Origin of the sequence: Arthrobacter sp. CAN_A1, assembly GCF_015751665.1 — a bacterium.
Lineage (GTDB): Bacteria > Actinomycetota > Actinomycetes > Actinomycetales > Micrococcaceae > Arthrobacter_D.
In genome coordinates, this window is sequence record NZ_JADOUR010000006.1 from 182,149 (window position 1) to 205,043 (window position 22,895).

A 22,895-nucleotide genomic window follows, 5' to 3' on the forward strand; every position below is an offset into this window, starting at 1 on the left:
CCAGATGAGTCAGTCTGCCATGGGGATCCGGACCCCGCGCTCCGCAGCAACCTCGGACGCCCGGTCGTATCCGGCGTCGACGTGCCGGATGACGCCCATGCCGGGATCATTGGTCAGCAGCCGTTCCAGCTTCTCGGCGGCGAGCGGCGTGCCGTCGGCCACCGACACCTGCCCGGCGTGGATAGACCGGCCGATCCCCACCCCACCACCGTGGTGGATGGACACCCAGGTGGCGCCCGATGAGGTGTTGAGCAGGGCGTTGAGCAGGGGCCAGTCGGCGACGGCGTCGGACCCGTCGGCCATGGCTTCGGTCTCCCGGTAGGGCGAGGCCACGGATCCGGAGTCGAGGTGGTCGCGCCCGATGACGAGGGGCGCCGAGACTTTGCCGTCGGCCACCAGCCGGTTGAACATCAGCCCGGCCTTGGCGCGGTCGCCGTACCCGAGCCAGCAGATCCGCGCCGGGAGGCCCTCAAACTCGACCAGTTCGCCGGCGGCGTCGAGCCAGCGGTGCAGGTGCGCGTTCTCGGGGAACAGCTCTTTGAGGGCTGCGTCGGTGACGGCGATGTCGGCGGGGTCACCGGAAAGTGCCACCCACCGGAACGGGCCCATCCCCTCGCAGAACAGCGGCCGGATGTAGGCGGGGACGAAGCCGGGGAACTCGAAGGCCCGCGCGTACCCGCCCTGGCGTGCTTCGTCGCGGATGGAGTTACCGTAGTCGAACACCTCGGCGCCGGCGTCCTGGAAGCCGACCATCGCTTCCACATGGTGGGCCATTGAGGTCTGAGCCTTCTTGGTGAACCCGTCGGGATCGCCCTTGGATTCCCGGTCCCATTCGTCCAGTGCTACACCCTCGGGCAGGTAGCTCAGCGGATCGTGGGCCGAGGTCTGGTCGGTGACGATGTCGATGGTGAGCTGCCCGGCCAGGTGGCGGCGTAGCAGTTCGGGGAAGATTTCCGCAGCGTTCCCGACGACGCCGACCGAGAGGGCGCGCTGCTCCTCTTTGGCGGCCAGCACCTGGCGGAGGCCGTCCTCGAGGTCGGTGGCGACGACGTCGAGGTAGCGTTTGGCGGCGCGGCGTTCGAGGCGGGTCCGGTCGACGTCGACAATCAGCACCGCCCCCCCATTGAGCGTGACGGCAAGCGGCTGGGCGCCCCCCATGCCGCCGCATCCGGCGGTCAGGGTCAGGGTCCCGGCAAGGGTGGCGGTCGGCGACTTTCCGAGTTTGCGGGCAATCGCGGCGAACGTCTCGTAGGTGCCCTGCAGGATGCCCTGGGTGCCGATGTAGATCCACGATCCGGCGGTCATCTGCCCGTACATCATCAGGCCTTCGGCCTCGAGCTTGCGGAATTCGGGCCAGGTGGCCCAGTCCCCCACCAGGTTGGAGTTGGCCAGCAGCACCCGCGGCGCCCACGTGTGGGTGCGGAAGATTCCCACCGGTTTTCCGGACTGCACGAGCAGCGTCTCGTCGTCCTCGAGGTCCTCCAGGGAACGGACGATGGCGTCGTAGGCTTCCCAGCTGCGCGCCGCGCGGCCGGTGCCGCCGTAGACCACCAGATCCTCGGGGCGCTCGGCCACCTCGGGATCGAGGTTGTTCATGAGCATGCGCAGGGGCGCCTCGGTCTGCCAGCTCTTGGCGGTGAGAGTGGTGCCGCGGGCTGCGCGGATGGACCGGCTCGGATCGTGTTGGGTAAACGGCTTGCTCATGCGGATGCTCCCATGCTGGTGATGTGGCCCGGACTGGTGTCGCCTGGCCCGGTGGCGGGGGTGGTGCTGGGTGGTGTATTGAGGATGCCGAGGGCCTCGGCGGCGACCATCCGGCCAAGGGTTTCGGCCTGCGGTTCGCTGATGCGATAGCTGGGGACCACCACGCTGAGGGAGGCGGCGATCCGGTCGCCGATCATCACCGGGGCGGCGACGGCGGTGACATCCGGTTCGATGCCGTTGCGGACCACCACATACCCGCAGGTGGGCGCCTCACCGGCCAGGACCTTGCCTGCGGCGGTTCCGGTCAGGGGGATGCGGCGTCCGACCCAGCTGGTGTGCCGGACGGAGTGGGTACCCTCGCGGACGGCGATGTAGATGCCGTGGCCGTCGTCGGCGGGGACGTTGAGGTACGCGGACTCCCCCGTCTCCTCCACCAACCGGTCCAGGGCGGCGCCCGCCAGGGAGACCAGCGATTCGTGGCTGAGCGCCTGCGCGCCGAGCTGGACAATGCGCATCCCCGGGCGGTAGCGGTCCTCGTCCTTCCTGACGAAACCGGTGGACTCGAGGGTGCGCAGCAGGCGCAGCGCCGTCGATGCCGAGAGCGACGCGTCGCGGGCTGCATCGGCGAGGCTCACCGCTCCCCTGTCGCAGACGGCGCCCAACAGGAGCAGGGCGCGTTCAACGGTGCGGGTCGATGCATCGGCCATCTGGGTGCTCCTTACTCCTGTGGGTCTTGCAATGCTGGACATAATGCATTTCACTTATTGAAACGCTCTTTTCATTCATTGGCAAGACTTCTTGTGAAAGCGGGTCCCAGATGGGCAGCACTCAGACCGTTAGTGTGGGCGTCGGAGCCCTCCGGCCCGACGACGTCGTCGCCGTCGCTCGGCAGGGCGCACGGGTGGACATCCTCGAGGAGTCCATCGTCGCGATGGAAGCGTCCCGTCGGGTGATCGAGGATCTGGTGAACGACTCCACTCCGCACTACGGCGTCTCCACCGGCTTTGGTGCCCTGGCGACCACCCACATCCCCATCGCGCAGCGCACCCAGCTCCAGCGCAGCCTGATTCGCAGCCACGCCGCGTCCTCCGGCGCCGAGGTGGACCGGGAGGTGGTGCGCGGTCTGATGCTCGGGCGGCTGTCGACGATGGCGACCGGCCGCACCGGCGTCCGCCCGCTGGTGGCCAGGACGTATGCGGCGCTCCTCAACGCGGGCATCACTCCCATGATCGGCGAGTACGGGTCGCTGGGCTGCTCGGGGGATCTGGCCCCACTGTCCCACGTGGCGCTGGCGCTGATGGGTGAGGGCGATGTCCGCGACGGCGCCGGTGTCCTGATGCCCGCCGGTGAGGCGTTGGCCGCTGCAGGGATCGCCCCGGTGGAGCTCCGCGAAAAGGAGGGCCTCGCGTTGATCAACGGCACCGACGGCATGTTGGGAATGCTGATCATGGCCTCGGCCGATCTTGGCCGCCTGCTCCAGACCGCTGACCTTGCCGCCGCGATGAGCGTGGAGGGGCTGCTGGGAACAGACGGCGTGTTCGCCGAGGATATTCACGCCCTCCGCCCGCATCCCGGCCAGATCTCCTCCGCCGCGAACATCCGCCGCCTCCTCGACGGGTCGCCGCTGATCCAGGAACACTCGGCCAGCGAGCTCAGCGCACACCGCAGCACCCGGGTCCAGGACGCGTACTCGCTGCGCTGTGCACCGCAGGTCCACGGCGCAGCGCGGTCCACGCTGGCCTACGTGGAATCCGTGGCCGGCATCGAGTTGGGGTCGGCCATCGACAACCCGGTGGTCACCGTTGACGGCCGGGTGGAGTCCAACGGCAACTTCCACGGCGCTCCCGTGGGCTACGCGCTGGATTTCCTGGCGATCGCCGTCGCCGACGTCGCCTCCATGAGTGAGCGCCGGACAGATCGCTTCCTGGACAAGGCGCGCAGCCACGGGCTGAACCCTTTCCTGGCGCACGATCCGGGAGTCGATTCCGGTCACATGATCGCCCAGTACACGCAGGCGGGGATCGTGTCGGAACTCAAACGGCTGGCGAATCCGGCGTCGGTTGACTCCATCCCTTCCTCAGCGATGCAGGAGGATCACGTCTCGATGGGCTGGTCGGCCGGGCTCAAGCTCCGCCGCGCGCTGGACGGGCTGACGCGGGTCCTGGCCATCGAGGTCCTCACCGCGGCACGCGCATTGGACATGCGCGACGGCGGTCTGGCCACGTCCCGCAGCGCCGTGGGACTTCACGCGGCGCGCGCGGCGATCCGCGAGGTGGTCGAGGGCCCCGGCACCGACCGGTACCTGGCACCCGAGATTGAGGCGGTCCGTGTCCTGGTGGATAACGGGTCGCTTCTCACCGCCGTGCAGGGTGCGTTAGGCGACGCTTTGGCCTAGAGGCTGTGGCCGTCAGGGTCGGACTAGACTGACGACATGTCAGACTCGACCGACCGTGAAACCCTGATCACCGAATCATTGGTCACGGCCTTCAAGCCGCTGATGACGGCGGACCCGCACGGATTCAGGACCAAGTTCCGCAAGATGGCGGCCGACCCGTTTGCCTTCTACCGGGGCAGCGCCTGCATCTTCTATGCGGACATGGAGGCCTTGACGGATGCCTGGGCTGACGAGTCGACGGCGCGGGTATGGATCCACGGTGATCTGCACGCTGAGAACTTCGGAACCTATATGAGCAGCACGGGTTCCCTCACATTCGACATCAACGACTTCGATGAGGCCTACCTGGGGCATTTCTCCTGGGACCTGCGCCGCTTCGTCGCTTCGCTGGCCCTCATGTGCTGGCAGAAGGCTTTACCCGAAGAAGCGGTGCGCAGCCTGGCCCGAACCTACCTCACGTCCTACCTGGACCAGGTGGACTCCTACGCGAGCGACGACGGGGACGACTTCGCGTTGAGACTGGACAACACCACGGGCACCATCCAGCGGGTACTTCAGGCTGCACGCTCGGCCCGGCGCACTGACCTCCTCGATGCGATGACCACCACTGAGGACTTTCAGCGTCACTTCCGTGACGGGCCGCTCACCCGCCGGCTAGGTGACGGTGAGCATGCCACTGTCCTTGAGGCATTCGAGCAGTACCTGACCACCATCCCCGAAACGGTGAAGTCATCCCGCGAGGTCTTTTACTCGGTCAAGGACATTGTGGGCAGTACGGGCTTCGGAATCGGCAGCGCCGGCCTACCCGCCTACAACGTGCTGATTGAGGGTTACAACGAGGCGCAGGAAAACGACATTGTGCTCTCCATCAAGCAGGGCAACATCGCGGCGCCCAGCAGGGTGGTCACCGATGAACGGGTTCGCGAGTATTTCAAGCACGACGGACACCGCACCGTTATCAGCCAACGGTCACTGCAGGTACACACCGACACGTTCCTCGGCTACACCACCATCGACGGAGTGGGATTTGTGGTGGATGAACTGTCCCCCTACAAACTCGACCTGCGCTGGGGCGAGCTCACCGAGCCCTCCGAGATTGAGCCGGTCCTGAAAGATTTGGGACGGGCAACAGCCAAGATCCATTGCGCCTCAGATCAGGACAGCGACCAGGACCTGGTCCCGTTCCAGACAGAGGAGGCAATCATCAAGGTGGTCGCGGGGCGCCGGGACGAGTTCATCGCCGACATCATCGACTTCTCGGTTGGGTATGCCGCCCGGGTCAGGGCAGACCACGCGCTGTTCATCGAAGCGTTTCGCGAAAACCGGATCGCCGGAGTCGCCTCGACCTAGGCCACCCTCTACTTCCTGGTCCGGCGGCTACCGCCGTGCCAGTCTTCCTGAACACCAGTGTCCCCGGCCGGAACGCCCAATGCGGGGAGTTGTGGACGCTCCCTGAGGCTGCGCTTCAGCTCTGCGAACCCGGCGAAGCCGGCCAACCCGACGACGTGGTCCCACAGCTGGACTGCCTCCTCATCGCTGGGCAGACGGCTGATGACCGGACCGAAAAACGCCAGCCCCGTGGGCGGCTTGAAGTGGATGATCGGGGTGCCCACATCCTTGCCGGTGAGGCCCAGCGCTTCGTCACCGTCGGACTGGATCAGACTGTCGAACCCTGCATCGTCGAGCGCAGCAGCCAGGTCGGCAGGCAACCCGGCACTGGCCAGGATCTGTTCAGCGAACTCACGGGTGCCACGACGGTCCAAGGCCGGATCCCCGTTGTCCGGAACCGGGTCCGATTCGAAGATGTGCTTGCCACACGCTGCGTAGAAGGCCCCCACCGCCTCCGGTCCCTGCTCGATGCGGGCACGGGCGGCCACCCTGAGCAGCCGGAGCCCCGCTGTGTGCCCGGCCTCGTATTCCGGCGGGAAGTGCGAGGCGTAGTCGAGGTGCGAGTTGATCAACCGTAGCGAAATGAATCGCCACTCAACCGCGTAGTCCCGCTGGCCCATCACCTGGCGGACCCATTTACTGGTCATCCAGGCGAAGGGGCAGACGGGGTCGAAATAGAAGTTGATGTCGGCGTCGCTCACGCCCCCCACGCTAAGGCGCCCCAGCACGCGGGTCAACCATAAGCTCCGCGCTGCGTTCACCAGCGGTGGGCTACATCAATCACCACCCTGGAAGCTGTGCCTGGGCCGTCGAGGGTGAAGACCCTGAACGGCAGGCGGGCCCGGACGCCGAGCCCGAAGGTTGACTGGCCTTCGAAGCTGCCGGCCGAAGCCAGTTGACGGAAGGTGGTGTACCCGGTGAGGTTGACCAGTTCCCTGGAGTTGGCTGGCCTATAGGTGGAATTGCCGAACCTGTCGTAGCTTGGCGCCGTCACGATTACCCGGAGGAAGGCGCCACCGCGAAGCGGAATCACCTGTCCTGACCCGTCGGCCCTGACCGCGCTGACGTACTCCACGCGGTAGCCGGCTCCCTTGCCGCGAATATCGACGACCATCCGGTCGAAGCAGGGATGTTCTCCCGCCCGCACGTTGGTCACCGGAGCGCTCGTCGTGGACGAGTTGACCTTGACCAGGGATCCCCACGTGATCCCGCAATACGGCGCCGCTGCGGCGGGGCCCGGGACGACCAGTCCCAGGCCGAGCACCAGCAGGGATGCTGCCAGCAGCGCCCCTATTTTTTTCATCATGCACCCCTTGGGGGTTGTGGAATGGATAACTCCATGATGGTGCGGTATGAAGGCCGGGGATCCGGTCGCTCCGACTCTGCCGCCGAACCGTTACGGGGGCTCCGCCAGGAGCGGCTCCCGGTGGGGGGCGGGGACTGGCCTCCACGTTGCTAGCCTTGGAGGTTCCAGCCAAAGGAGATCGATCCATGAGTGTTGCCCCCGTCCGGAAGCCCAAACCGCAAACCATTCTGACCGTTCAGAGCACCGAGTGGCTCACCCCGGCCATGGTGCGGGTCGTGGCAGGCGGCGCCGGGTTCGCCACGTTCGGAAGCAACGACTTCACCGACCGATATGTGAAGATCCACTTCGCCAAACCCGAGCTCGGACTTATTCCGCCGTACGATCATCGGTCCCTCAGCGAGACCCTTGACCCCGCCGATCTGCCCGTCACCCGGACGTACACGATCCGCTGGGTGGATTATGCCGCGCAGCGTCTGGCCATCGACTTTGTGGTGCACGGCGACCACGGGCTCGCCGGCCCGTGGGCGGCATCCGCCCAACCGGGCGACGTCCTGGTGGTGACGGGTCCCGGCGGCGGGTACTCCCCCGATGACAGTGCCGACTGGCACCTGTTCGCCGCCGATGAGTCGGCCCTGCCGGCCGTGGCGTCGGCGCTTGAATCGCTCGCTGGCGACGCCGTCGGGCTGGCCTTCATCGAGGTGGAAACGGAGGCGGACCGACTCGGTTTGATCTCCCCGTCGGGGGTTGAGGTTGTGTGGCTGTTTCGTCGTGGGGCAGCCGCGGGAACCCTGCTTTCCGCCGCGGTCCAGCAGGCGCAGTGGCGGGGCGGCCGGGTACAGGTGTTTGCCCATGGTGAGCGCGAGTCGATGAAGCGTCTCCGCGACGTCCTCTTCACGGAGCGCGGGCTGGAGCGCGCCCAGGTGTCGCTGTCCGGCTACTGGGCGCAGGGGCGCACCGAGGACCGGTTCCAGGCCGAAAAGAAGGAACCCGTCGGCAAAATCCTCGACTGAGCCGGTGATAGGTGCCAACCCGGCCAGCCGGTGGGCTGCTGGCCGTACCGCTAGGTGGCGGGAAGCGGCTCGGGGCGGGGTTTGCGCCGCAGCAGGCCCATCGCGGGCTCGACCAGGCGTGCGGCGACCGGCCCGAGCACCGCGGTGAGCAGCACATAGGCGGTAGCGAGCGCCGCCAGTTCGCCGGTGACGGCCCCGGATGCCACGGCGAGCCCGGCGATCACTATCGAAAACTCGCCGCGGGCGATCAAGGCGACGCCGGCCCGGGCCCTACCCAACCGGCCCACGCCGTGACGCCGTGCCGCCCACCAGCCCGTGCCGATCTTGGTCAGCGAGGTGATCAGAGCGAGGACGACGGCGATGCCAAGCACCGGCGGGATGGTCGCCGGATCGGTGTTCAGGCCGAACACCACGAAGAAGATCGCGGCGAACAGGTCCCGCAGGGGTTCGAGGATGCGGGTGGCGGTGGTGGCTGTGGCACCCGAGATGGCAATGCCGAGCAGGAACGCGCCGACCGCCGCCGACACCTGCATCGCTGCGGCGACGCCGGCAACCAGCAGCGCCGCACCAAGCACTGTCAGCAGGAAAACTTCCCGGTCCTTGCTGTCCACCACAGCGGAGACCACGTTGCCGAACCGCAGGGCGATGATCAGCACCACGGTGACGACGACCAGCGAGATTCCGACCGCCTGCATGCCCCCCACAAAGCTGGCTCCCGCCAGGACGGTCGTCAGGATGGGCAGGTAAACGGCCATCGCCAGGTCTTCAAACACCAGCAGGGAAAGGACGACCGGAGTCTCCCGGTTACCCAACCGGCCCAGATCGGTGAGGACCTTGGCCACAATTCCCGACGACGAAATGTACGTGACACCCCCCATCACCATGGCGCCGACCGGGCCCCACCCGAGAAGGAGGGCAACGACGGCGCCAGGCGTGAAATTCAGGACGATGTCCAGGACACCGGCAAGCCAGGACTGCCGGAGACCGGTGACCAGTTCCTTGGCCGTGTATTCGAGGCCGAGCATGAGTAGCAGCAGGATCACGCCGATCTCGCTGGCGATTTCGCTGAACTGGTCCAGCCCGTCAAGCTCGATCAGGCCGCCATTCCCGAAAAAGAGACCGCCCAGGAGGTACAGCGGGATCGGTGACAGCCCGACTCGTCCGGCGAGACGCCCCAGGATTCCGAGGCAGAAGAACACGGCCCCCAGTTCGATCAGTGTCAGTGCGCTGCCGGCCTCCAAACCGGCCCTCAGCCGCCGCTGAGGATGTCGGCGGCGTCGTTCAGCCCGTCGGCTGTTCCGACGGCCACCAACAGGTCACCTGCCTGCAGGGTGAAGTCCGGGGCGGGTGACGGCTCAACCTTGCCTTCGCGCAGGGCCGCCACCACCGATGCGCCGGTACGGGTCCGCATTCTGGTATCGCCGAGCTGGTAGCCGTCGAAGGGCGAGCCGCCGGTGATCAGGAACTGGCGGGTGTTCACCCCGGGCAGGTCACGGTGTTCTTCGGTCAGCTGAGCCACCAGTTGGTGGGCGCCCAGGAGGTTGCCGAGTGTTGCTGCTTCGTCGGCGGTCAGGGGAATCGACACCAGGCAGGCATCGGGATCGTCCTGACGCGAAATGATTAGCGCCGTCTCACCGTCCCGCTGGGTGACGGTTCCAATGCGCCGCCCGGAGGAGGTCACAATGTCCTTGCGCATGCCGATGCCCGGCAGCGGCGTCTTATCAACCTTCATAGGGTTAATTCTAGTCCTGTCCCGGCCGGTACTGCCCCGGTTTTCAGGTCCCTTAGCTCAGGGGCGCAGCGGGGGACGGCCGGCGGCGTGCTGCTCGCCCATTAGGCTAGCGCGTCGGCGTCAAGGCTCCGGTGAGCGCCTGGTCGCTGGTCGATTCGTTAAGGATCAAAGCAGCAGCCAGCTCGGCGATCCCCGACGAGGTCTGGAAGCCGTAGCCGCCCTGGCCCGCCAGCCAGAAGAAGCCGTCAGCCTCCGGGTCGAATCCGATCACCGGTAGCCCCGACTTCGTTGAGGTGCGCAGCCCGGTCCAGGCGCGTTCGATTGAGGTGATTCCCAGGGTGGTCGCCTCGTGTAGCCGCAGCACGAGTGCCTCGAGGTCGGTGGTGAGGGGCTGGGCGTCCTCGGGTGCGCTGGGTACTGACTCGCACGGCGAGATCAGTGCTCCCGTGCCCTCGGGACGGAAGTAGAAGCTGTCGTCGGCGGAGGCGACCATCGGGGTTCCGGGTGCCAGGGCTTCGGTCAGCCGGGCGACGGCGGCAGTCCGGCGATAGGGTCGCAGGCCCTGGATTTCCACCCCTGAGATCACTGCGAGTTCATCGGTCCACGCTCCGGCCGCGTTGACGACGACCGCGGCGTTGATGGCGTACGCTCCGGCGCCGACGCTCCACCCCTTCCCCAACCGCTGGGCCGAGTGGACTTTGGCGCCGGTCAGGATGGTGGCACCCCCGTCGAGCGCGGTGCGACGGTGGAAATCGATGAGGGCATCGGCGTCCAGCCCGACCGAGGTGGTGTCGATCCCTGCCGCAGTGAAGCTTTCGGGGCGGAGCTGGGGGCACAGCGCCAGGGCGTCCTCGGCGCTGATGGCAGTCATGGCGCCGCTGGAGCGGTCGGTGACATCCTGCTGGGACCCGATCAGCATGAAGCTGCGCGGTGCGAGGAGCTGCAGGTGGTGTTCCTGCTCGATGGCATGGAGCAGCTCAAGGGTGCGGAGGGTGAGCTGCTGCACCTGGGGTGGTCCGTAACTGGGGATGAGCTGCCGGGCCGACCGGGACGAAGCGTGATAGGCAAGATCCTGTTCGGCTTCGACCAGGACCATGGTGCAGCGTCCGGCCAGGTGCGATGCGAGGGACAGCCCGGCAATGCCGCCACCCACAATGAGAACGTCAGCGTTGGATGCCATGCCAGCAGCCTACCCGCAGACGTCAGGTTGCTCACCGATTCAGCTTGCTGCCGCGACGTCGTCGCGGGCACCGATGAAGGCCTGCACGCAGGCTTCGACGTCGTCGGCACTATGCGCGGCGGACAGCTGGACCCGGATCCGGGCGGCACCGCGGGGCACCACGGGGAAGCTGAAGGCTGTCACAAACACGCCGCGTTCCAGCATGGCGTCGGCGGTTTTGGCTGCCTGTGCCGCGTCGCCGAACATCACCGGGACGATGGCGTGCTCGCCGTCGAGGAGGTCGAAGCCTTCCTCGGTCATCCGGCGGCGGAAGAGTGAGGAGTTTTCCTCGAGCTTGGCCCTCAGATCGGCACTGTTCTGGACCAGGTCCAGGGCGGTGAGGGTGGCGGCGACGATCGATGGGGCCAGTGAGTTGGAGAACAGGTACGGCCGGGCGCGCTGGCGAAGCAACGCGACGATCTCGGCGTGCGCCGCAACGTACCCGCCCGATGCTCCGCCCAGTGCCTTCCCGAAGGTACCGGTGTAGATGTCCACCCGACTGGACACTCCGGCGTGCTCGGGAGTACCGGCTCCGGTGGCACCCATGAACCCGACGGCGTGCGAGTCGTCCACCATCACCATCGCACCGTACTGCTCGGCGAGGTCGCAGATGGCTTCCAGCGGGGCCAGGTAGCCGTCCATCGAGAACACCCCGTCGGTCACGATCAGAGTGCGGCGCGCTCCCGCTGCTTCCTTGAGCTTCGCTTCCAGATCGGCCATGTCGCGGTTGGCGTAGCGGTACCGCTGGGCCTTCGACAGGCGGATGCCGTCGATGATCGACGCGTGGTTCAGGGCGTCGGAAATCACCGCATCCTCGGCGGTCAGCAGAGACTCGAAGACCCCACCGTTGGCGTCGAAACAGGAGGAGAACAGGATGCTGTCTTCGGTGCCGAGAAAGGTCGATACCCGTGCTTCAAGTTCCAGGTGAAGATCCTGGGTGCCACAGATGAACCGGACGGACGCCATACCGAAACCGCGGTCGTCGAGCGCCTGCTTGGCAGCAGCGATGATGTCGGGATGATCGGCCAGACCCAGATAGTTGTTGGCGCAGAAGTTCAGTACCCGTTGGGGGGCGCCGTCGAGGGTTGCTGCCTGGATGAGGTTGGACTGCGGTGAGGAGATCCGCCGCTCGTTCTTGAACAGGCCCGCGCTGCGGATGCCGTCCAGTTCCTCGGTCAGCTGATCCTGAATGCTCGTGTACATGGGGTGCTCCTTAGAATCCGGTCCAGTCGAGGACTACTTTGCCACTGGCCCCGTTGCGTGCGGTGTTGAACCCTTGCTGCCATTGCGACGCGGGCAGGGTGTCGGTGACCACGCTGGAGATCGCCTGCTGCAGGACGCGGTTGGACTGCAGCATCGCGCTCATGGCGTACCAGGTTTCGAACATTTCGCGCCCATAGATGCCCTTGAGGGTGAGCATGTGGGTGACCACTTTGGCCCAGTCGATGGTGATGTCGGCTGAGGGCAGCCCGAGCATGGCGATCCTGCCGCCATGGTTCATGTTGTCAATCATTTCGGGCAGGGCGGTGGGGTGGCCTGACATTTCCATGCCGACGTCGAACCCTTCCCTCATGCCGAGCTGTCGCTGGGCGTCAGCGATGCGGGTGGTACTCACATTCACTGCCAGATCGGCACCCACGGTGAGGGCCAGATCCAACCGCGGCTGGAAGACATCAGTGACGGCAATGTAGCGGGCCCCGGCATGACGGGCGACGGCGGCTGCCATCAGTCCGATGGGGCCGGCACCGGTGATCAGCACGTCCTCGCCGACCAGAGGGAAGCTCAGCGCGGTGTGGACGGCGTTGCCGAACGGATCGAAAATGGCACCCAGCTCGGGGGTAATCCCCGAGGGGTGGACCCACACGTTGGGTTCGGGGATCACCACGAATTCGGCGAACGCCCCGTCCCGCTGCACTCCGACGCTCGCGGTCCTGATGCACATCTGGCGGCGGCCCGCACGGCAATTCCGGCAGGTCCCGCAGACGATGTGGCCTTCGCCGGAGACCCTGTCCCCTACCTTCACATCCCGCACGCCCGGCCCAAGATCAACCACTTCGCCGTAGAACTCGTGGCCGGGGATGAGCGGGGCGTTGATAATCCCCGCAGCCCATTGATCCCAGGATTCGATATGGAGATCGGTGCCGCAAATCCCGGTGGTCATCACACGGATCTTGACCTCGCCAAGGCCCGGTGTGGGTTCGGGCCGGTCGACCAACTCGAACCCGGGGTGCGGCCCGGACTTGTAGAGCGCCTTCACTGCTGGGGTTTCCTTCCACCTGCACGCGGCTGGTCAGCGTGGTACGCCCCTGCGCGTGCAGTTCAGTCATCGTGGTGCTGTAACACCATCGCCAGCGTATCAGCCGGGCCGGGTCAGTCCGGGGATCATTCACCATCCCGCAGGGCAACGCACATGACCGAGGCATCGTCGGCCGTCTCACCAATCTCCTGCTGGGTGATCCGCAGGGTCAGCATCAGCTCTTGAGCCCCTTCAGGGGTGCTGACCGCCTCAAGAAATTCTTCAGGCCCTGACACCAGGCCCAGATCGACGGCACGCCAGGCCCCGTCCGAGGCCAGCGCCACGGTGTGCGCAGGACCCACCTCGACCAGGCGCGCGTGGTCCGCGGCTTCGGGTTCCCGCCGCGCCACCCACACACCGTGTTCGGTGTTGCGGTCCCGCCGGGCCTGGCGATGCTCGGCTATCGTGCCGGTGGGCTCGCTGATGGGCGCGCCTACGTGCACCCAACTGCCGTCGTGGCGGCGTGCCACCACGTGGCAGTCGGCGAGGCTGAGCACCCGCACGCCGTCGTCGTCGGCTGTCACCACCGACACCGCTGCGCTGGGGAACTGGTGCGACCGATCGCCCACCAGGTGTTGCCCCAGCGCGTCGAGGCTGGTCAGGGCCGCGGCCAGCACAGCGCGCGGATCTGCGGGTCCAACGTTTTCGGCGAGGGCCAGGTTGAGGACCTGCGCGTACCATGACGGGTTGGAGGCCCCCGGCAGGTCGATTTCCTCAAGGAGCGAGGTGGCGCCGTCGATCATCCAGGCGGCGTTGCCGCGATAACCGCAGGCGTCCTCCATGATGTGGCTATCACCCTCGGTCTGGACGCGGGACAGATAGGTCCAGTGCCGCATGTCAGCGCACCCCACCGGCGAGCCGGGTCCCGTGGTCGACCAGGACCGAGTGGAGCACCTGCTGGCCCAGTGCGCTGAACACCGGGTCATCGTCGGAGTGGGCCGCCAGCGCCAAGCCAATGCACAGCGCCCAACCGCGGGCCCGCTGCCAGGTCGCGTCGGAGGTGGGGCGCGCCGCATTGATGCGGTTCTGGAAGACCCGACGGCCGTATCGGTCAAACACCAGCCACGCGGCGGCAAGGTCGGTGGCCGGGTCGCCAGCGGTCAGGTCACCGAAGTCGAGGACCGCCCGGAGCTTCTGTCCGGGGCCGAGCACCAGGTTGGCCGCGTGGAGGTCTCCGTGGAGCCAGAGACCCGGTTCCTCCCACGCGGGCTGGTCCCTGAGTTCTTCCCACAGGGTCCGCAGTGATTCAGCGGTGGCCTGCGGCAAAGAGTCGAGCCGCTGCTGGACCGCCTGGTCACGGCCGTTCAGCGCTCCACCGCGCACCGGGTTTCGGGGCGCGTCTACTGGTGCCGGCTGCTGGAACGCGAGGACAAAGTCGGCGAGGTCCTCTGCCGCGGGAGTCCGGTCCGCGACAGGGACCTGGGGCGCGACGGTGCCGTCCGCCCAGGCCGTGATGCTCCAGTGCCAGGGGTACGACGTCGACGGCTCCCCCGTCCGGACCGGCGCCGAGGCGACGCGCAACGGTGATTGCTGCGACGATGCCCGCGGGCCGGGGCCGGCCAGTAGTTGTGGGAGCCAACGGTGCTCGTTTACCGCCAGTTCGGCCGCGCTCTGGCGGCGGGGCAGCCGGACAGTGAGTTCCCGGCCGAGCCGGAAAATGACGTTGTCCCACCCCTCGGCTGCCTCCTCAAGCGACAGATCTGCAAGGTCCGGATGCTGGGCGCGGAGGAGGCCACGGACCAGGTCCGTGGTGATGAGCACCTCGGCGGGCGGCCTGTTGGCCACGAGCGATCCTTCCGTCAGAAGCGGTGGGCAGCGGCTAACCCTCGACGCCGAGGCGCTGCAGGATCAGTTCCCGCACCCGGCCGGCGTCGGCCTGGCCGCGCGTCGCCTTCATCACGCCGCCCACGATGGCGCCGACCGCCTGTACCTTGCCGCCGCGGATCTTGTCCGCGACATCGGGCTGGGCCGCCAGTGCTGCGTCGATGGCCTCGAGGAGCGGGCCGTCGTCGGACACGACCGCCAGCCCACGGGCTTCAACCACCTCGGTGGGGGTGCCTTCGCCAGCGAGGACGCCGTCGAGCACCTCCCGGGAGAGCTTGTCGTTGATCTTGCCGGACTCAATCAGCGAGTTCAGTTCGACGATCAGTTCGGGTGTGACGCCCAGTTCGGACGGCTCGACGTCGGCCACCTTGGCGCGGCGGGAGATCTCGCCCATCCACCACTTGCGGGCGACGGCGGGCTTTACCCCGGCAGCGATGGTCTCCTCGATCGAGGACATCACGCCGGCGTTGACCACGTCGCGGAACTCGGCGTCGGAGTAGCCCCAGTCCTGCTGCAGCCGTTTGCGGCGTTCGGCGGGTGGCTCGGGAAGTTCCGCGCGGAGCCGCTCGATCCACTCCTCGGTGGTGACGATGGGCACCAGATCGGGTTCCGGGAAGTAGCGGTAGTCGTCGGCATCGGACTTGGGGCGGCCCGACGTGGTCGAGCGGGTGTCCTCGTGCCAGTGACGGGTTTCCTGGACGATGGCCGTCCCGGAATCCAGGACCGCTGCGTGGCGCTGGATTTCGTACCGGACCGCGTGCTCGACGGCGCGCAACGAGTTCACGTTCTTGGTCTCGGTGCGGGTGCCGAACTTCTCCTGCCCCTTGGGCTTAAGGGAGACGTTGGCGTCGCAGCGGACGTTTCCGCGCTCCATTTTGGCGTCTGACACACCAAGATTTTTCACTATCTCGCGGATCGCCGCAACGTAGGCCTTCGCAAGCTCGGGGGCACGGGCACCGGCACCGACAATCGGTTTGGTGACGATTTCCACCAGCGGAACACCAGACCGGTTGTAGTCCACCAGGGAAAATTCGGCGCCCTGGATGCGGCCGGTGGAGCCGCCCATGTGGGTCAGCTTTCCGGCGTCCTCCTCCATGTGCGCACGTTCAATTTCGATAGTGAACACAGTGCCGTCAGCGAGCTCGATATCGATGGACCCGTCATAGGCGATCGGGTCCTCATACTGGGAGGTCTGAAAGTTTTTCGGGGTGTCCGGATAGAAGTAATTCTTCCGGGCGAAGTAGCATTTCTCAGCGATCTTGCAGCCCAGCGCCAGCCCGATCTTGATGGAAGACTCAACGGCCACCCGGTTCACCACCGGGAGAACGCCGGGCAGGCCGAGGTCAACCGGGGTGACGTTGGTGTTGGGTGTGTCACCGAAGGCGTTGGGTGCCGAGGAGAACATCTTGGTCTGCGTGTTTAGCTCCACATGGACCTCAAAGCCCAGCACCGGATCATACTTCTCGAGGGCTTCCTCGAACGACAGAATTTCTTCAGTTGCCATAACCATCAGTTGGTTCCTCCTGCAGTGCTAATCTCCACGCGGTCGGCCGCGCCGCCGGACCGCAAGGCGCCCGGCCTCAGGACCGGTGCACGGTCCAGTAACGGTCCGCCCCAGCTGGCTTCGAGCAGTGATTCCAGCACTGCCCCCACCCGGTAAAGCCGGGCATCCTCGCGGGCCGGAGCCAGCAACTGGATACCGACGGGCAGCCCGTCCTCGTCGGCGAGCCCGCCGGGCAGGGACAGCCCCGGTACGCCCGCCATATTGGCGGGAATGGTGGCGACGTCGTTCAGGTACATGGCCAGCGGGTCGTCGAGCTTCTCCCCCAACTTGAACGCCGTCGTCGGCGCCGTCGGGGAGATCAGGACGTCAGCCTGTTTGAACGCAGCCTCGAAGTCGCGTTGGATCAGGGTGCGGACCTTCTGTGCCGACCCGTAGTAGGCGTCGTAGTAGCCGGCGCTTAGCGCGTAGGTGCCGAGAATGATCCGGCGTTTGACCTCGTCACCGAACCCTGCGGCGCGGGTGGCGCCCATGACACGTTCGATGGTGGGGGCGCCGTCGGGCACCACCCGCAGGCCGAACCGGACGCCGTCGTACTTGGCAAGATTCGACGAAGCTTCCGACGGCATGATCAGGTAGTAGGCGCCCAGTGCGTAGTCGAAGTTGGGGCAAGAGACCTCAACGATTTCGGCGCCCGCACCGCGGAGCAGGTCCAGCGATTCCTGGAAGCGGGTCAGGACGCCGGCCTGGTAGCCCTCGCCCTGCAGTTCCTTGATGACGCCGATCCGCATTCCCTCAACGTTGCCCAGCCGGGCGGCTTCAACCAGCGCGCCGAGGGGGTCGGTGAGGGAGGTGGAGTCGTTGGGGTCGTGGCCGCCGATGACCTCGTGCAACAGCGCCGAGTCCAGGACGGTCCGCGAGACGGGGCCAATCTGGTCCAGGGAAGACGCCATGGCTATGGCGCCGTACCGTGAGACTCCGCCGTAGGTGGGTTTCACGCCGACGGTTCCGGTGACCGCGCCCGGCTGGCGGATGGAGCCGCCGGTGTCGGTACCGAGTGCGAGGGGAGCTTCGAAGGCGGCGACGGCGGCAGCTGAGCCGCCGCCCGATCCGCCGGGAATCCGGTCCAGGTCCCACGGGTTACGGGTGGGACCGTAGGCGGAGTGCTCGGTGGAGGATCCCATCGCGAACTCGTCCAGATTGGTCTTGCCGAGGATGGGCATGCCCGCTGCGCGGAGCCGGCGGATCACCGTGGCGTCGTAGGGGCTGTGCCAGCCCTCGAGGATCTTGGAGCCGGCGGTGGTGGGCTGACCCTTGGTGACGATCAGGTCCTTGACGGCAATCGGGACACCGGCCAGCGGGTGGAGGTCCTCCGAGTTGGCACGGGCCTTGTCGACGCCAGCGGCGACGGCAAGCGCCTCGTCGGTGTTGACGTGCAGGAAGGCATGGACGCCGTCATCCCCACCGTCAACGTGGGCAATCCGGTCGAGGTGAGCCTGGGTGGCTTCGACGGCCGAGATTTCCCTCGAGCCAAGTTTCTGGGCGAGCGCTGCGGCGCTGAGCCGAATGAGTTCAGTCATGGATTATTCCCCGTCCAGGATTGCAGGGACTTTGAAGCGTCCGTCGGCGTTGTCGGGGGCGCCGGAGAGGGCTTCCTCGTTGGTGAGGGTCTCGCCGATCACGTCCTCGCGGTACACGTTGCTCAGTGGGATGGGGTGGCTGGTGGCCGGGATGTCGTCGCCTGCCACCTCGCTGACCCGCTTGATTGACTCGACAATGACGGCCAGTTCGCCCGCCATCCGGTCCAGCTCGTCGGCACTCATATCGATGTGGGCCAGCCGCGCCAGGTGCGCAACGTCCTCACGGTTGATCTCAGCCATAAATCTCCCATGGTCAGTGAAGTGGTGTTTGGTTCCAGTCTACGTGCGGTGCACGCCACGATCGATTCGGCCCGGAATGGGAACAGTGCGGTTCACGCGTGTGGATGACGGACCCGACGGTGTGGCGTACCAGGCCAGGGCGGACCTTCCCGCTGGACCGGTTCCGGTCCGGATCCGGACCCAGTTCCGGGCAAGGCCGGGGCGGTGGAGTTGTAGGTGTGGCCGGTGGGTGTGGTGATCCGGAAGGTGTGCCGGGACTCTGGTTCTGCACCTGGTCCGGATCCTAGGTCTGGTGCTGGGTGTGGTTGTGCGCTCCAGCCGGGTGTTTCTTTGGTGTGGTTGCATGCTTCGCAGAGCCCTGCCCCGTTGCTGATAGTGGTTGGTCCGCGCCGGTGCCACGCGAGGATGTGATCGATGTGGCGGATGGGTGCGTCACAGTATGGGGTGCGGCAGGTGTCATCCCGGGCGGTAATGTACCGGCGTTGCGCTGTAGTGAAAAGCCTCGCCTTCGAATCCATGGCGACGAGTTCTCCGCTGGCCGGTGCGGTGTAAAGGCGCCGGACCCACACGGCGAATGACCCGCGGCCAACATTAGGGGGTTCCGGATGGCCACCGGGAGCAGCAGCCTCAGCCGGTTCAGCGGGGCCAGTGGGCTGGATGAGGTCCCGTGCCTAGGAGGAGGGGACGATGCCGTAGCCGGGGATCCGGGCCGGTTCACTATCTCCTTGGAGGAGGGCCCGGTCGGTCATGATGACCTGCAACTCCACCCGGGACACACCACCGGCGACACCGGTGATGCGTTCGGTGAGGGTATCTGCCATCAGCTGTCCCTTGGACCGGGTGTCCCCGGATGCCCGGGCGGTGTCGGCGTGCCGGGTCAACGCCGCGAACGCGGCCACGCCCGCTTTCACCGGCAACAACGCGGTCAGGTACGCCATGGTGTCCGGTGCCGGACGGATACTCACGAATCGTTCGCCGGCCGCATGGGCGGCCCGGTTCACCACCGACCGCGGATCCCGCCGATACGCGGCAGCCTTCACCGCGGCGATGATGGCCCGATCCCCACACCCGGTGAACCTCCCCATATCGGCGGACAGTTCCTCATCCACCGCCATCCGGTCAGCGGCTGAAAGGCACGCCGTCTCCCTCACCAGCAACGTCGCACGCCACTCGCTCAGTTCCCCGTTTTCCAGGGCCGCCAACGTGTGGGGCATCTCCGTGATCAGGGCCCGCGCCAACCCCAGCAGCCGGCTACCCCGGGCCGGGGATTCCCGCCGAGCCAACGCGACCTGCGCCCCAACACCCTTCCCCTGCTCCGCGGCCGGTATCCCAGCGCGCGCCTGGGCTTGACGTTCGGTGGCGTCAAACGCGACCGCGAGCCGGGCCTGCACCCCAGCAATCGCCGACTTCAGATCCTCAAGTTCCCGAAGCTGGTCGATCAACCCCGCAGCATCCGAGGCCGGTTTGAAGGAATTGAAAGTTTCGATCAGGACCCGGGTGCCGCTCTCCACAACAGCCGTGCCATCGGAAGAGGAGTTGCCCCCAGCAGACTGGCCACTGGTGCCGGCAGCGCAGCGCGGGCCCGCCACCTGAGAGGGGAATTCCCACCCGGTCAACGATGGAGCTGTGCTGCTGTCCATACCCCAATTGTCCCAAACCCCACCGACACTTCAGGGGACATACAGGCCTATGTGGATAAATCTCTCGAACAAACATTCGACAATTTAGAACGAAGGAGAAACAGTGCCGAAAAGGTGCAATCTTCATTCACGGCAGTTCAGGGCTGGCACGGAGCCTCGACGATGCGGGACTGATCGACCGGTATAACCTCCTCATCTATCCGGTGATTCTGGGTTCCGGCAAGAGGGTCTTCCGCTTCGCTGACCGAGATTCGCAGAAACTCACCCTCAGGGAATCCGCGGCCTACTCCAACGGAGTGATCAAGGCCGTGTACGACGTCGTCCGCTAACAAAACATTTGCTTTCCATGATGGAAAGTAACTACACTTTCCATCATGGAAAACAACTTGCCTCCGTCGTCGTCGGACCAGCCGACTTCAGCTGCCAGACTGCTGGCCGACGTCGACAATGACCGCTCAGCGCTCAGCAAACGCATGAACACACCGCGATGGGTTGCCCCTGCCTTCGGCGCTATTGCGGCAATCTGTGTCGCAACACCTGCAGCAGGAGACAACCGTTCGGGCAACTCGACCCTGCTGATCATTGTCGCCATCATGGTGGGCTACCTGTATCACCGGGTGACCGGCGTCAAGCTGGCCAGAATCGGCTGGGTGGCCTGGCTGATTTACGCCACTACCCTCGTTGTCTGTTTGATACTGCTCAGCGTTTCCTTCGGCCTTGTCTCTCTGGACCTCGATTGGTGGGTTATTGCGCCAACGGCGGCGGCCTTCGGGGCTGGCACGATCGGAGCGCACTACTTCATGCGAACCGTCCAGAGCCGGATCCGCCATGCCCGCTGATCTGTCCCAAACGACCGGCGGCGTCTTCAACGAAGTTATTCACTCCCCCCTCCGGTTCCGAATCTGTGGACTCCTTCGCAATGTGAAGAGTGCTGACTTCTCGGCGATTCGCGACTCGCTCGATGTTGGTGATGCCGCGCTATCAAAGCATCTGAAGATTCTGGTCGACGGCGGTTTTGTCAAGATGGCCAAGTCATCAGCGATCGGGCGGGCGGATGCCCGGCGGATCAGCTGGCTCTCGCTGACCCCAGAGGGCAAGCGCGCCTTCGATTCCCACCTCGCCGCTCTCCGCGCAATTGCCACGGGAAGGATCGACGACTGCGACTGACCGCCGGTCCCGCAAGGGTTAGATTGGCTAGTGGCTGCACCGTTGAGTGTGGTGCATCACTGGGGATTGGGGACTGACGTCTATGGGGATACCAAAGCACCGACGGTACGGAGCTATTTCACTCGCGGTGAAGGGAGCAGTCCTCATCGCTGGATGCGAGGGAACGGCCGCCAGCACACCCCAATCATCAGAAACGGCCACCCACAAAACGCTGTCGTCCGAGGAATTCGCATCGATACAGAAGCAGCTTGAAGAATTGGCGCCGCCTCTGCAGAGTGAAGCCGGAGCTCACGTTGACCTGAAATTAAACAGGCTGCGTGAAGATTCCTGCGTGTAAGCGGAGCAAAATCCGCCACAGATCAAGACACGCTGGGTAGCCCAGCTGGTTGGAATGCCAGCAGACCCCGACACTGCCAACGCCGCGTTGGACTCGGTGAAAGCCTGGTTAACAATGGACGGATGGGTCCTCGATCCTGACGAGGAGCTGTCCGTCGATCAGGTGGGCACAGTTCGGAAACTGTACTTTCAGAAGAACGGGCTCAGCGTGACGGCCAGCTTTGAGCGGGCTGAATTGGTTCCCGACACTCTTGTCATCCTCGCGGCAACCGCCTGCGTCGACCACCCGGAAGAACACCGGATGCTCCGCTCTCCGCTTGACCCAGAGTATGGCAATAGCAGCCAGTACTACCCCGACGGCGCCTGAGACGCCGTCGTTTCGGCAGCGCCAGGTCGCTGCGGGTCAGGAATACCGGAACGGCCCTGACGGTTGTGCTTGGCGACTAACGATACGAAAGAGAGACAGTTATGCGAGCGATTCGTCAGCACACTTTCGGGGAACCCTGGGACGTCCTCCAGGTCGATGAGGTCACCACCCCTGAACCCGGTCCCGGGCAGGTACGGGTGCGCACTCTCCTGTCCCCCATCCACAACCACGACCTCTGGACCGTTCGCGGCACCTACGGCTTCAAACCTGAGCTGCCTGCCCAAGCGGGCTCCGAGGCAGTAGGGGTCATCGACGCGCTCGGCGACGACGTCGATCATCTCTCGGTGGGACAGCGCGTCGCCACCGGCGGCACGTTCGGCGTCTGGGCTGAATACTTCATCGCCCAGGCACAGGGCCTGATCCCCGTCGATGAAGCTGCCACCGACGAAGTGGCCTCCCAGCTGGTTTCGATGCCGTTCTCCGCCATCGCCCTGCTCGACTGGCTCAACCTCACTGAGGGTGACTGGATCATCCAGAACGCCGCAAATGGCGCCGTCGGCCGCCTGATCGCCCAGCTGGCTCCCACCCGCGGCATCAACGTGGTCGGGCTGGTCCGCCGTGACGCGGGCGTTGACGAACTCGCAGCTCAGGGTATCGAGCGGATCGTTTCCACCGAGTCCGAAGGCTGGGAAGACCGGGTCGCCGAGATCACTGGTGGTGCGAAGGTCGTCGCCGGCGTGGATTCGGTGGGCGGCGACGCCAGCAATGAGGTGCTCTCACAGCTCAGCGAGAATGGCACCCTCGTGGTGTTCGGTGCGATGGGTGGAACCACGATGACACTCAGCTCAGGCTCCATCATCTTCAAGAACCTGACCGTGAAGGGCTTCTGGGGGAGCACCGTGATGCGCGAGCTACCGGCTGGCCGTCGCAGCGAGCTGTTCAGCGAACTGCTCCTCCGGGTCAACGACGGCACCCTCTCCTTCCCCGTCGAAGCCGTCTACTCGCTGGATCAGGTACACGACGCGTCCCGGGCCAACTTCGTCGCGGGCCGCAAGGGCAAGGTCATGATCCGCCCGTAGGCGCATCACGCCTGTGCAGGTTTCCCCGCTTTCTGGGGAGACCTGCACAG

General features: G+C 65.9%; 22 protein-coding genes and 1 pseudogene. 8 read left to right on the top strand and 15 right to left on the bottom strand.

All coding sequences use genetic code 11. The annotated features are described in order from the left end of the window. Positions 1-9 precede the first annotated feature (9 nt). Together hutU and IWX62_RS09375 are read right to left on the bottom strand one after the other, a co-directional pair. Positions 10-1,704 (bottom strand): urocanate hydratase, encoded by a 1,695-nt coding sequence (gene hutU, locus IWX62_RS09370; protein WP_196841123.1) that lies wholly within the window; start codon positions 1,702-1,704, stop codon positions 10-12. Continuing rightward, positions 1,701-2,411 carry an IclR family transcriptional regulator gene (locus tag IWX62_RS09375; RefSeq protein WP_196841124.1) on the bottom strand — a complete coding sequence of 237 codons (711 nt, stop codon included), beginning with the start codon at positions 2,409-2,411 and terminating at the stop codon, positions 1,701-1,703. Before IWX62_RS09375 ends, hutU begins: the two co-directional genes overlap by 4 nt. Positions 2,412-2,521: 110 nt before the next feature. Between IWX62_RS09375 and hutH the strand changes: the two genes are divergently transcribed. After that, positions 2,522-4,099, top strand: a complete 1,578-nt coding sequence (gene hutH / locus IWX62_RS09380; RefSeq protein WP_196841125.1) for a histidine ammonia-lyase — start codon at positions 2,522-2,524, stop codon at positions 4,097-4,099. Positions 4,100-4,135: 36 nt separating this feature from the next. Continuing rightward, complete coding sequence (locus IWX62_RS09385; protein WP_196841126.1) at positions 4,136-5,449, top strand: DUF2252 domain-containing protein; 1,314 nt, start codon at positions 4,136-4,138, stop codon at positions 5,447-5,449. Between the two features lie 8 nt (positions 5,450-5,457). Here IWX62_RS09385 and IWX62_RS09390 read toward each other — a convergent pair whose 3' ends face one another. Beyond that, entirely contained in the window at positions 5,458-6,189 is a 732-nt protein-coding gene (locus IWX62_RS09390; RefSeq protein ID WP_196841127.1) for a mycothiol-dependent nitroreductase Rv2466c family protein, read from the bottom strand. Between the two features lie 56 nt (positions 6,190-6,245). Next, positions 6,246-6,791 (bottom strand): AMIN-like domain-containing (lipo)protein, encoded by a 546-nt coding sequence (locus IWX62_RS09395; protein ID WP_196841206.1) that lies wholly within the window; start codon positions 6,789-6,791, stop codon positions 6,246-6,248. A gap of 188 nt (positions 6,792-6,979) precedes the next feature. On the opposite strand from IWX62_RS09395, the gene IWX62_RS09400 reads away from it, so the two are divergent. After that, complete coding sequence (locus IWX62_RS09400; RefSeq protein WP_196841128.1) at positions 6,980-7,804, top strand: siderophore-interacting protein; 825 nt, start codon at positions 6,980-6,982, stop codon at positions 7,802-7,804. 50 nt (positions 7,805-7,854) lie between these two features. On the opposite strand, the gene IWX62_RS09405 is transcribed toward IWX62_RS09400, so the two are convergent. The 11 genes and pseudogenes from IWX62_RS09405 to IWX62_RS09455 all read right to left on the bottom strand — a co-directional run bounded on the left by IWX62_RS09405 (position 7,855) and on the right by IWX62_RS09455 (position 19,896). Beyond that, on the bottom strand, positions 7,855-9,045 hold the full coding sequence (locus tag IWX62_RS09405; RefSeq protein WP_196841129.1) for a cation:proton antiporter: 1,191 nt from the start codon (positions 9,043-9,045) through the stop codon (positions 7,855-7,857). Between the two features lie 8 nt (positions 9,046-9,053). After that, the gene (locus IWX62_RS09410; RefSeq protein ID WP_196841130.1) at positions 9,054-9,536 is read right to left on the bottom strand and encodes a cation:proton antiporter regulatory subunit; all 483 of its coding nucleotides are present in this window, start codon (positions 9,534-9,536) and stop codon (positions 9,054-9,056) included. Positions 9,537-9,642: 106 nt separating this feature from the next. Then, positions 9,643-10,716 carry an NAD(P)/FAD-dependent oxidoreductase gene (locus IWX62_RS09415; RefSeq protein WP_196841131.1) on the bottom strand — a complete coding sequence of 358 codons (1,074 nt, stop codon included), beginning with the start codon at positions 10,714-10,716 and terminating at the stop codon, positions 9,643-9,645. 39 nt (positions 10,717-10,755) lie between these two features. Next, entirely contained in the window at positions 10,756-11,958 is a 1,203-nt protein-coding gene (locus IWX62_RS09420; RefSeq protein WP_196841132.1) for a glycine C-acetyltransferase, read from the bottom strand. Between the two features lie 10 nt (positions 11,959-11,968). Beyond that, positions 11,969-13,012, bottom strand: coding sequence for an L-threonine 3-dehydrogenase (gene tdh / locus IWX62_RS09425; protein WP_196841133.1), 1,044 nt, complete (start codon positions 13,010-13,012; stop codon positions 11,969-11,971). A gap of 125 nt (positions 13,013-13,137) precedes the next feature. Beyond that, positions 13,138-13,887 carry a hypothetical protein gene (locus IWX62_RS09430; RefSeq protein ID WP_196841134.1) on the bottom strand — a complete coding sequence of 250 codons (750 nt, stop codon included), beginning with the start codon at positions 13,885-13,887 and terminating at the stop codon, positions 13,138-13,140. 1 nt (position 13,888) lies between these two features. Next, the gene (locus IWX62_RS09435; RefSeq protein ID WP_196841135.1) at positions 13,889-14,836 is read right to left on the bottom strand and encodes an aminoglycoside phosphotransferase family protein; all 948 of its coding nucleotides are present in this window, start codon (positions 14,834-14,836) and stop codon (positions 13,889-13,891) included. 34 nt (positions 14,837-14,870) lie between these two features. Next, the gene (gene gatB / locus IWX62_RS09440) at positions 14,871-16,379 is read right to left on the bottom strand and encodes an Asp-tRNA(Asn)/Glu-tRNA(Gln) amidotransferase subunit GatB (protein ID WP_196841207.1); all 1,509 of its coding nucleotides are present in this window, start codon (positions 16,377-16,379) and stop codon (positions 14,871-14,873) included. Positions 16,380-16,384: 5 nt separating this feature from the next. Beyond that, on the bottom strand, positions 16,385-17,956 hold the full coding sequence (gene gatA, locus IWX62_RS09445; protein WP_196841136.1) for an Asp-tRNA(Asn)/Glu-tRNA(Gln) amidotransferase subunit GatA: 1,572 nt from the start codon (positions 17,954-17,956) through the stop codon (positions 16,385-16,387). A 3-nt stretch (positions 17,957-17,959) separates the two neighbouring features. Continuing rightward, the gene (gatC, locus tag IWX62_RS09450; RefSeq protein WP_196841137.1) at positions 17,960-18,256 is read right to left on the bottom strand and encodes an Asp-tRNA(Asn)/Glu-tRNA(Gln) amidotransferase subunit GatC; all 297 of its coding nucleotides are present in this window, start codon (positions 18,254-18,256) and stop codon (positions 17,960-17,962) included. A gap of 92 nt (positions 18,257-18,348) precedes the next feature. After that, positions 18,349-19,896, bottom strand: a pseudogene (locus IWX62_RS09455) (DUF222 domain-containing protein). 125 nt (positions 19,897-20,021) lie between these two features. Between IWX62_RS09455 and IWX62_RS09460 the strand changes: the two are divergent. The 5 genes from IWX62_RS09460 to IWX62_RS09480 all read left to right on the top strand — a co-directional run bounded on the left by IWX62_RS09460 (position 20,022) and on the right by IWX62_RS09480 (position 22,845). Then, a complete protein-coding gene (locus tag IWX62_RS09460; RefSeq protein WP_333483336.1) occupies positions 20,022-20,225 on the top strand; it encodes a dihydrofolate reductase family protein in 204 nt (67 codons plus the stop codon). A gap of 45 nt (positions 20,226-20,270) precedes the next feature. Next, positions 20,271-20,735 (top strand): hypothetical protein, encoded by a 465-nt coding sequence (locus tag IWX62_RS09465; RefSeq protein WP_196841138.1) that lies wholly within the window; start codon positions 20,271-20,273, stop codon positions 20,733-20,735. Beyond that, positions 20,725-21,063, top strand: a complete 339-nt coding sequence (locus IWX62_RS09470; protein ID WP_196841139.1) for a transcriptional regulator — start codon at positions 20,725-20,727, stop codon at positions 21,061-21,063. The genes IWX62_RS09465 and IWX62_RS09470 overlap by 11 nt, the downstream gene beginning before the upstream one ends. Before the next feature lie 391 nt (positions 21,064-21,454). Next, positions 21,455-21,766: a hypothetical protein gene (locus tag IWX62_RS09475; RefSeq protein WP_196841140.1), complete on the top strand. Its 312-nt coding sequence runs from the start codon at positions 21,455-21,457 to the stop codon at positions 21,764-21,766. 101 nt (positions 21,767-21,867) lie between these two features. Continuing rightward, positions 21,868-22,845 (top strand): zinc-binding dehydrogenase, encoded by a 978-nt coding sequence (locus IWX62_RS09480; protein WP_196841141.1) that lies wholly within the window; start codon positions 21,868-21,870, stop codon positions 22,843-22,845. Positions 22,846-22,895 lie beyond the last annotated feature (50 nt).

Coding starts and splice junctions, on each gene's coding strand:
- hutU (WP_196841123.1), bottom strand. CDS start 1,704: ATGAGCAAGCCGTTTACCCAACACGATCCGAGCCGGTCCATCCGCGCA.
- IWX62_RS09375 (WP_196841124.1), bottom strand. CDS start 2,411: ATGGCCGATGCATCGACCCGCACCGTTGAACGCGCCCTGCTCCTGTTG.
- hutH (WP_196841125.1), top strand. CDS start 2,522: ATGGGCAGCACTCAGACCGTTAGTGTGGGCGTCGGAGCCCTCCGGCCC.
- IWX62_RS09385 (WP_196841126.1), top strand. CDS start 4,136: ATGTCAGACTCGACCGACCGTGAAACCCTGATCACCGAATCATTGGTC.
- IWX62_RS09395 (WP_196841206.1), bottom strand. CDS start 6,791: ATGAAAAAAATAGGGGCGCTGCTGGCAGCATCCCTGCTGGTGCTCGGC.
- IWX62_RS09400 (WP_196841128.1), top strand. CDS start 6,980: ATGAGTGTTGCCCCCGTCCGGAAGCCCAAACCGCAAACCATTCTGACC.
- IWX62_RS09410 (WP_196841130.1), bottom strand. CDS start 9,536: ATGAAGGTTGATAAGACGCCGCTGCCGGGCATCGGCATGCGCAAGGAC.
- IWX62_RS09415 (WP_196841131.1), bottom strand. CDS start 10,716: ATGGCATCCAACGCTGACGTTCTCATTGTGGGTGGCGGCATTGCCGGG.
- IWX62_RS09420 (WP_196841132.1), bottom strand. CDS start 11,958: ATGTACACGAGCATTCAGGATCAGCTGACCGAGGAACTGGACGGCATC.
- IWX62_RS09430 (WP_196841134.1), bottom strand. CDS start 13,887: ATGCGGCACTGGACCTATCTGTCCCGCGTCCAGACCGAGGGTGATAGC.
- gatB (WP_196841207.1), bottom strand. CDS start 16,379: ATGGCAACTGAAGAAATTCTGTCGTTCGAGGAAGCCCTCGAGAAGTAT.
- gatA (WP_196841136.1), bottom strand. CDS start 17,956: ATGACTGAACTCATTCGGCTCAGCGCCGCAGCGCTCGCCCAGAAACTT.
- gatC (WP_196841137.1), bottom strand. CDS start 18,256: ATGGCTGAGATCAACCGTGAGGACGTTGCGCACCTGGCGCGGCTGGCC.
- IWX62_RS09465 (WP_196841138.1), top strand. CDS start 20,271: ATGGAAAACAACTTGCCTCCGTCGTCGTCGGACCAGCCGACTTCAGCT.
- IWX62_RS09470 (WP_196841139.1), top strand. CDS start 20,725: ATGCCCGCTGATCTGTCCCAAACGACCGGCGGCGTCTTCAACGAAGTT.
- IWX62_RS09475 (WP_196841140.1), top strand. CDS start 21,455: ATGCCAGCAGACCCCGACACTGCCAACGCCGCGTTGGACTCGGTGAAA.
- IWX62_RS09480 (WP_196841141.1), top strand. CDS start 21,868: ATGCGAGCGATTCGTCAGCACACTTTCGGGGAACCCTGGGACGTCCTC.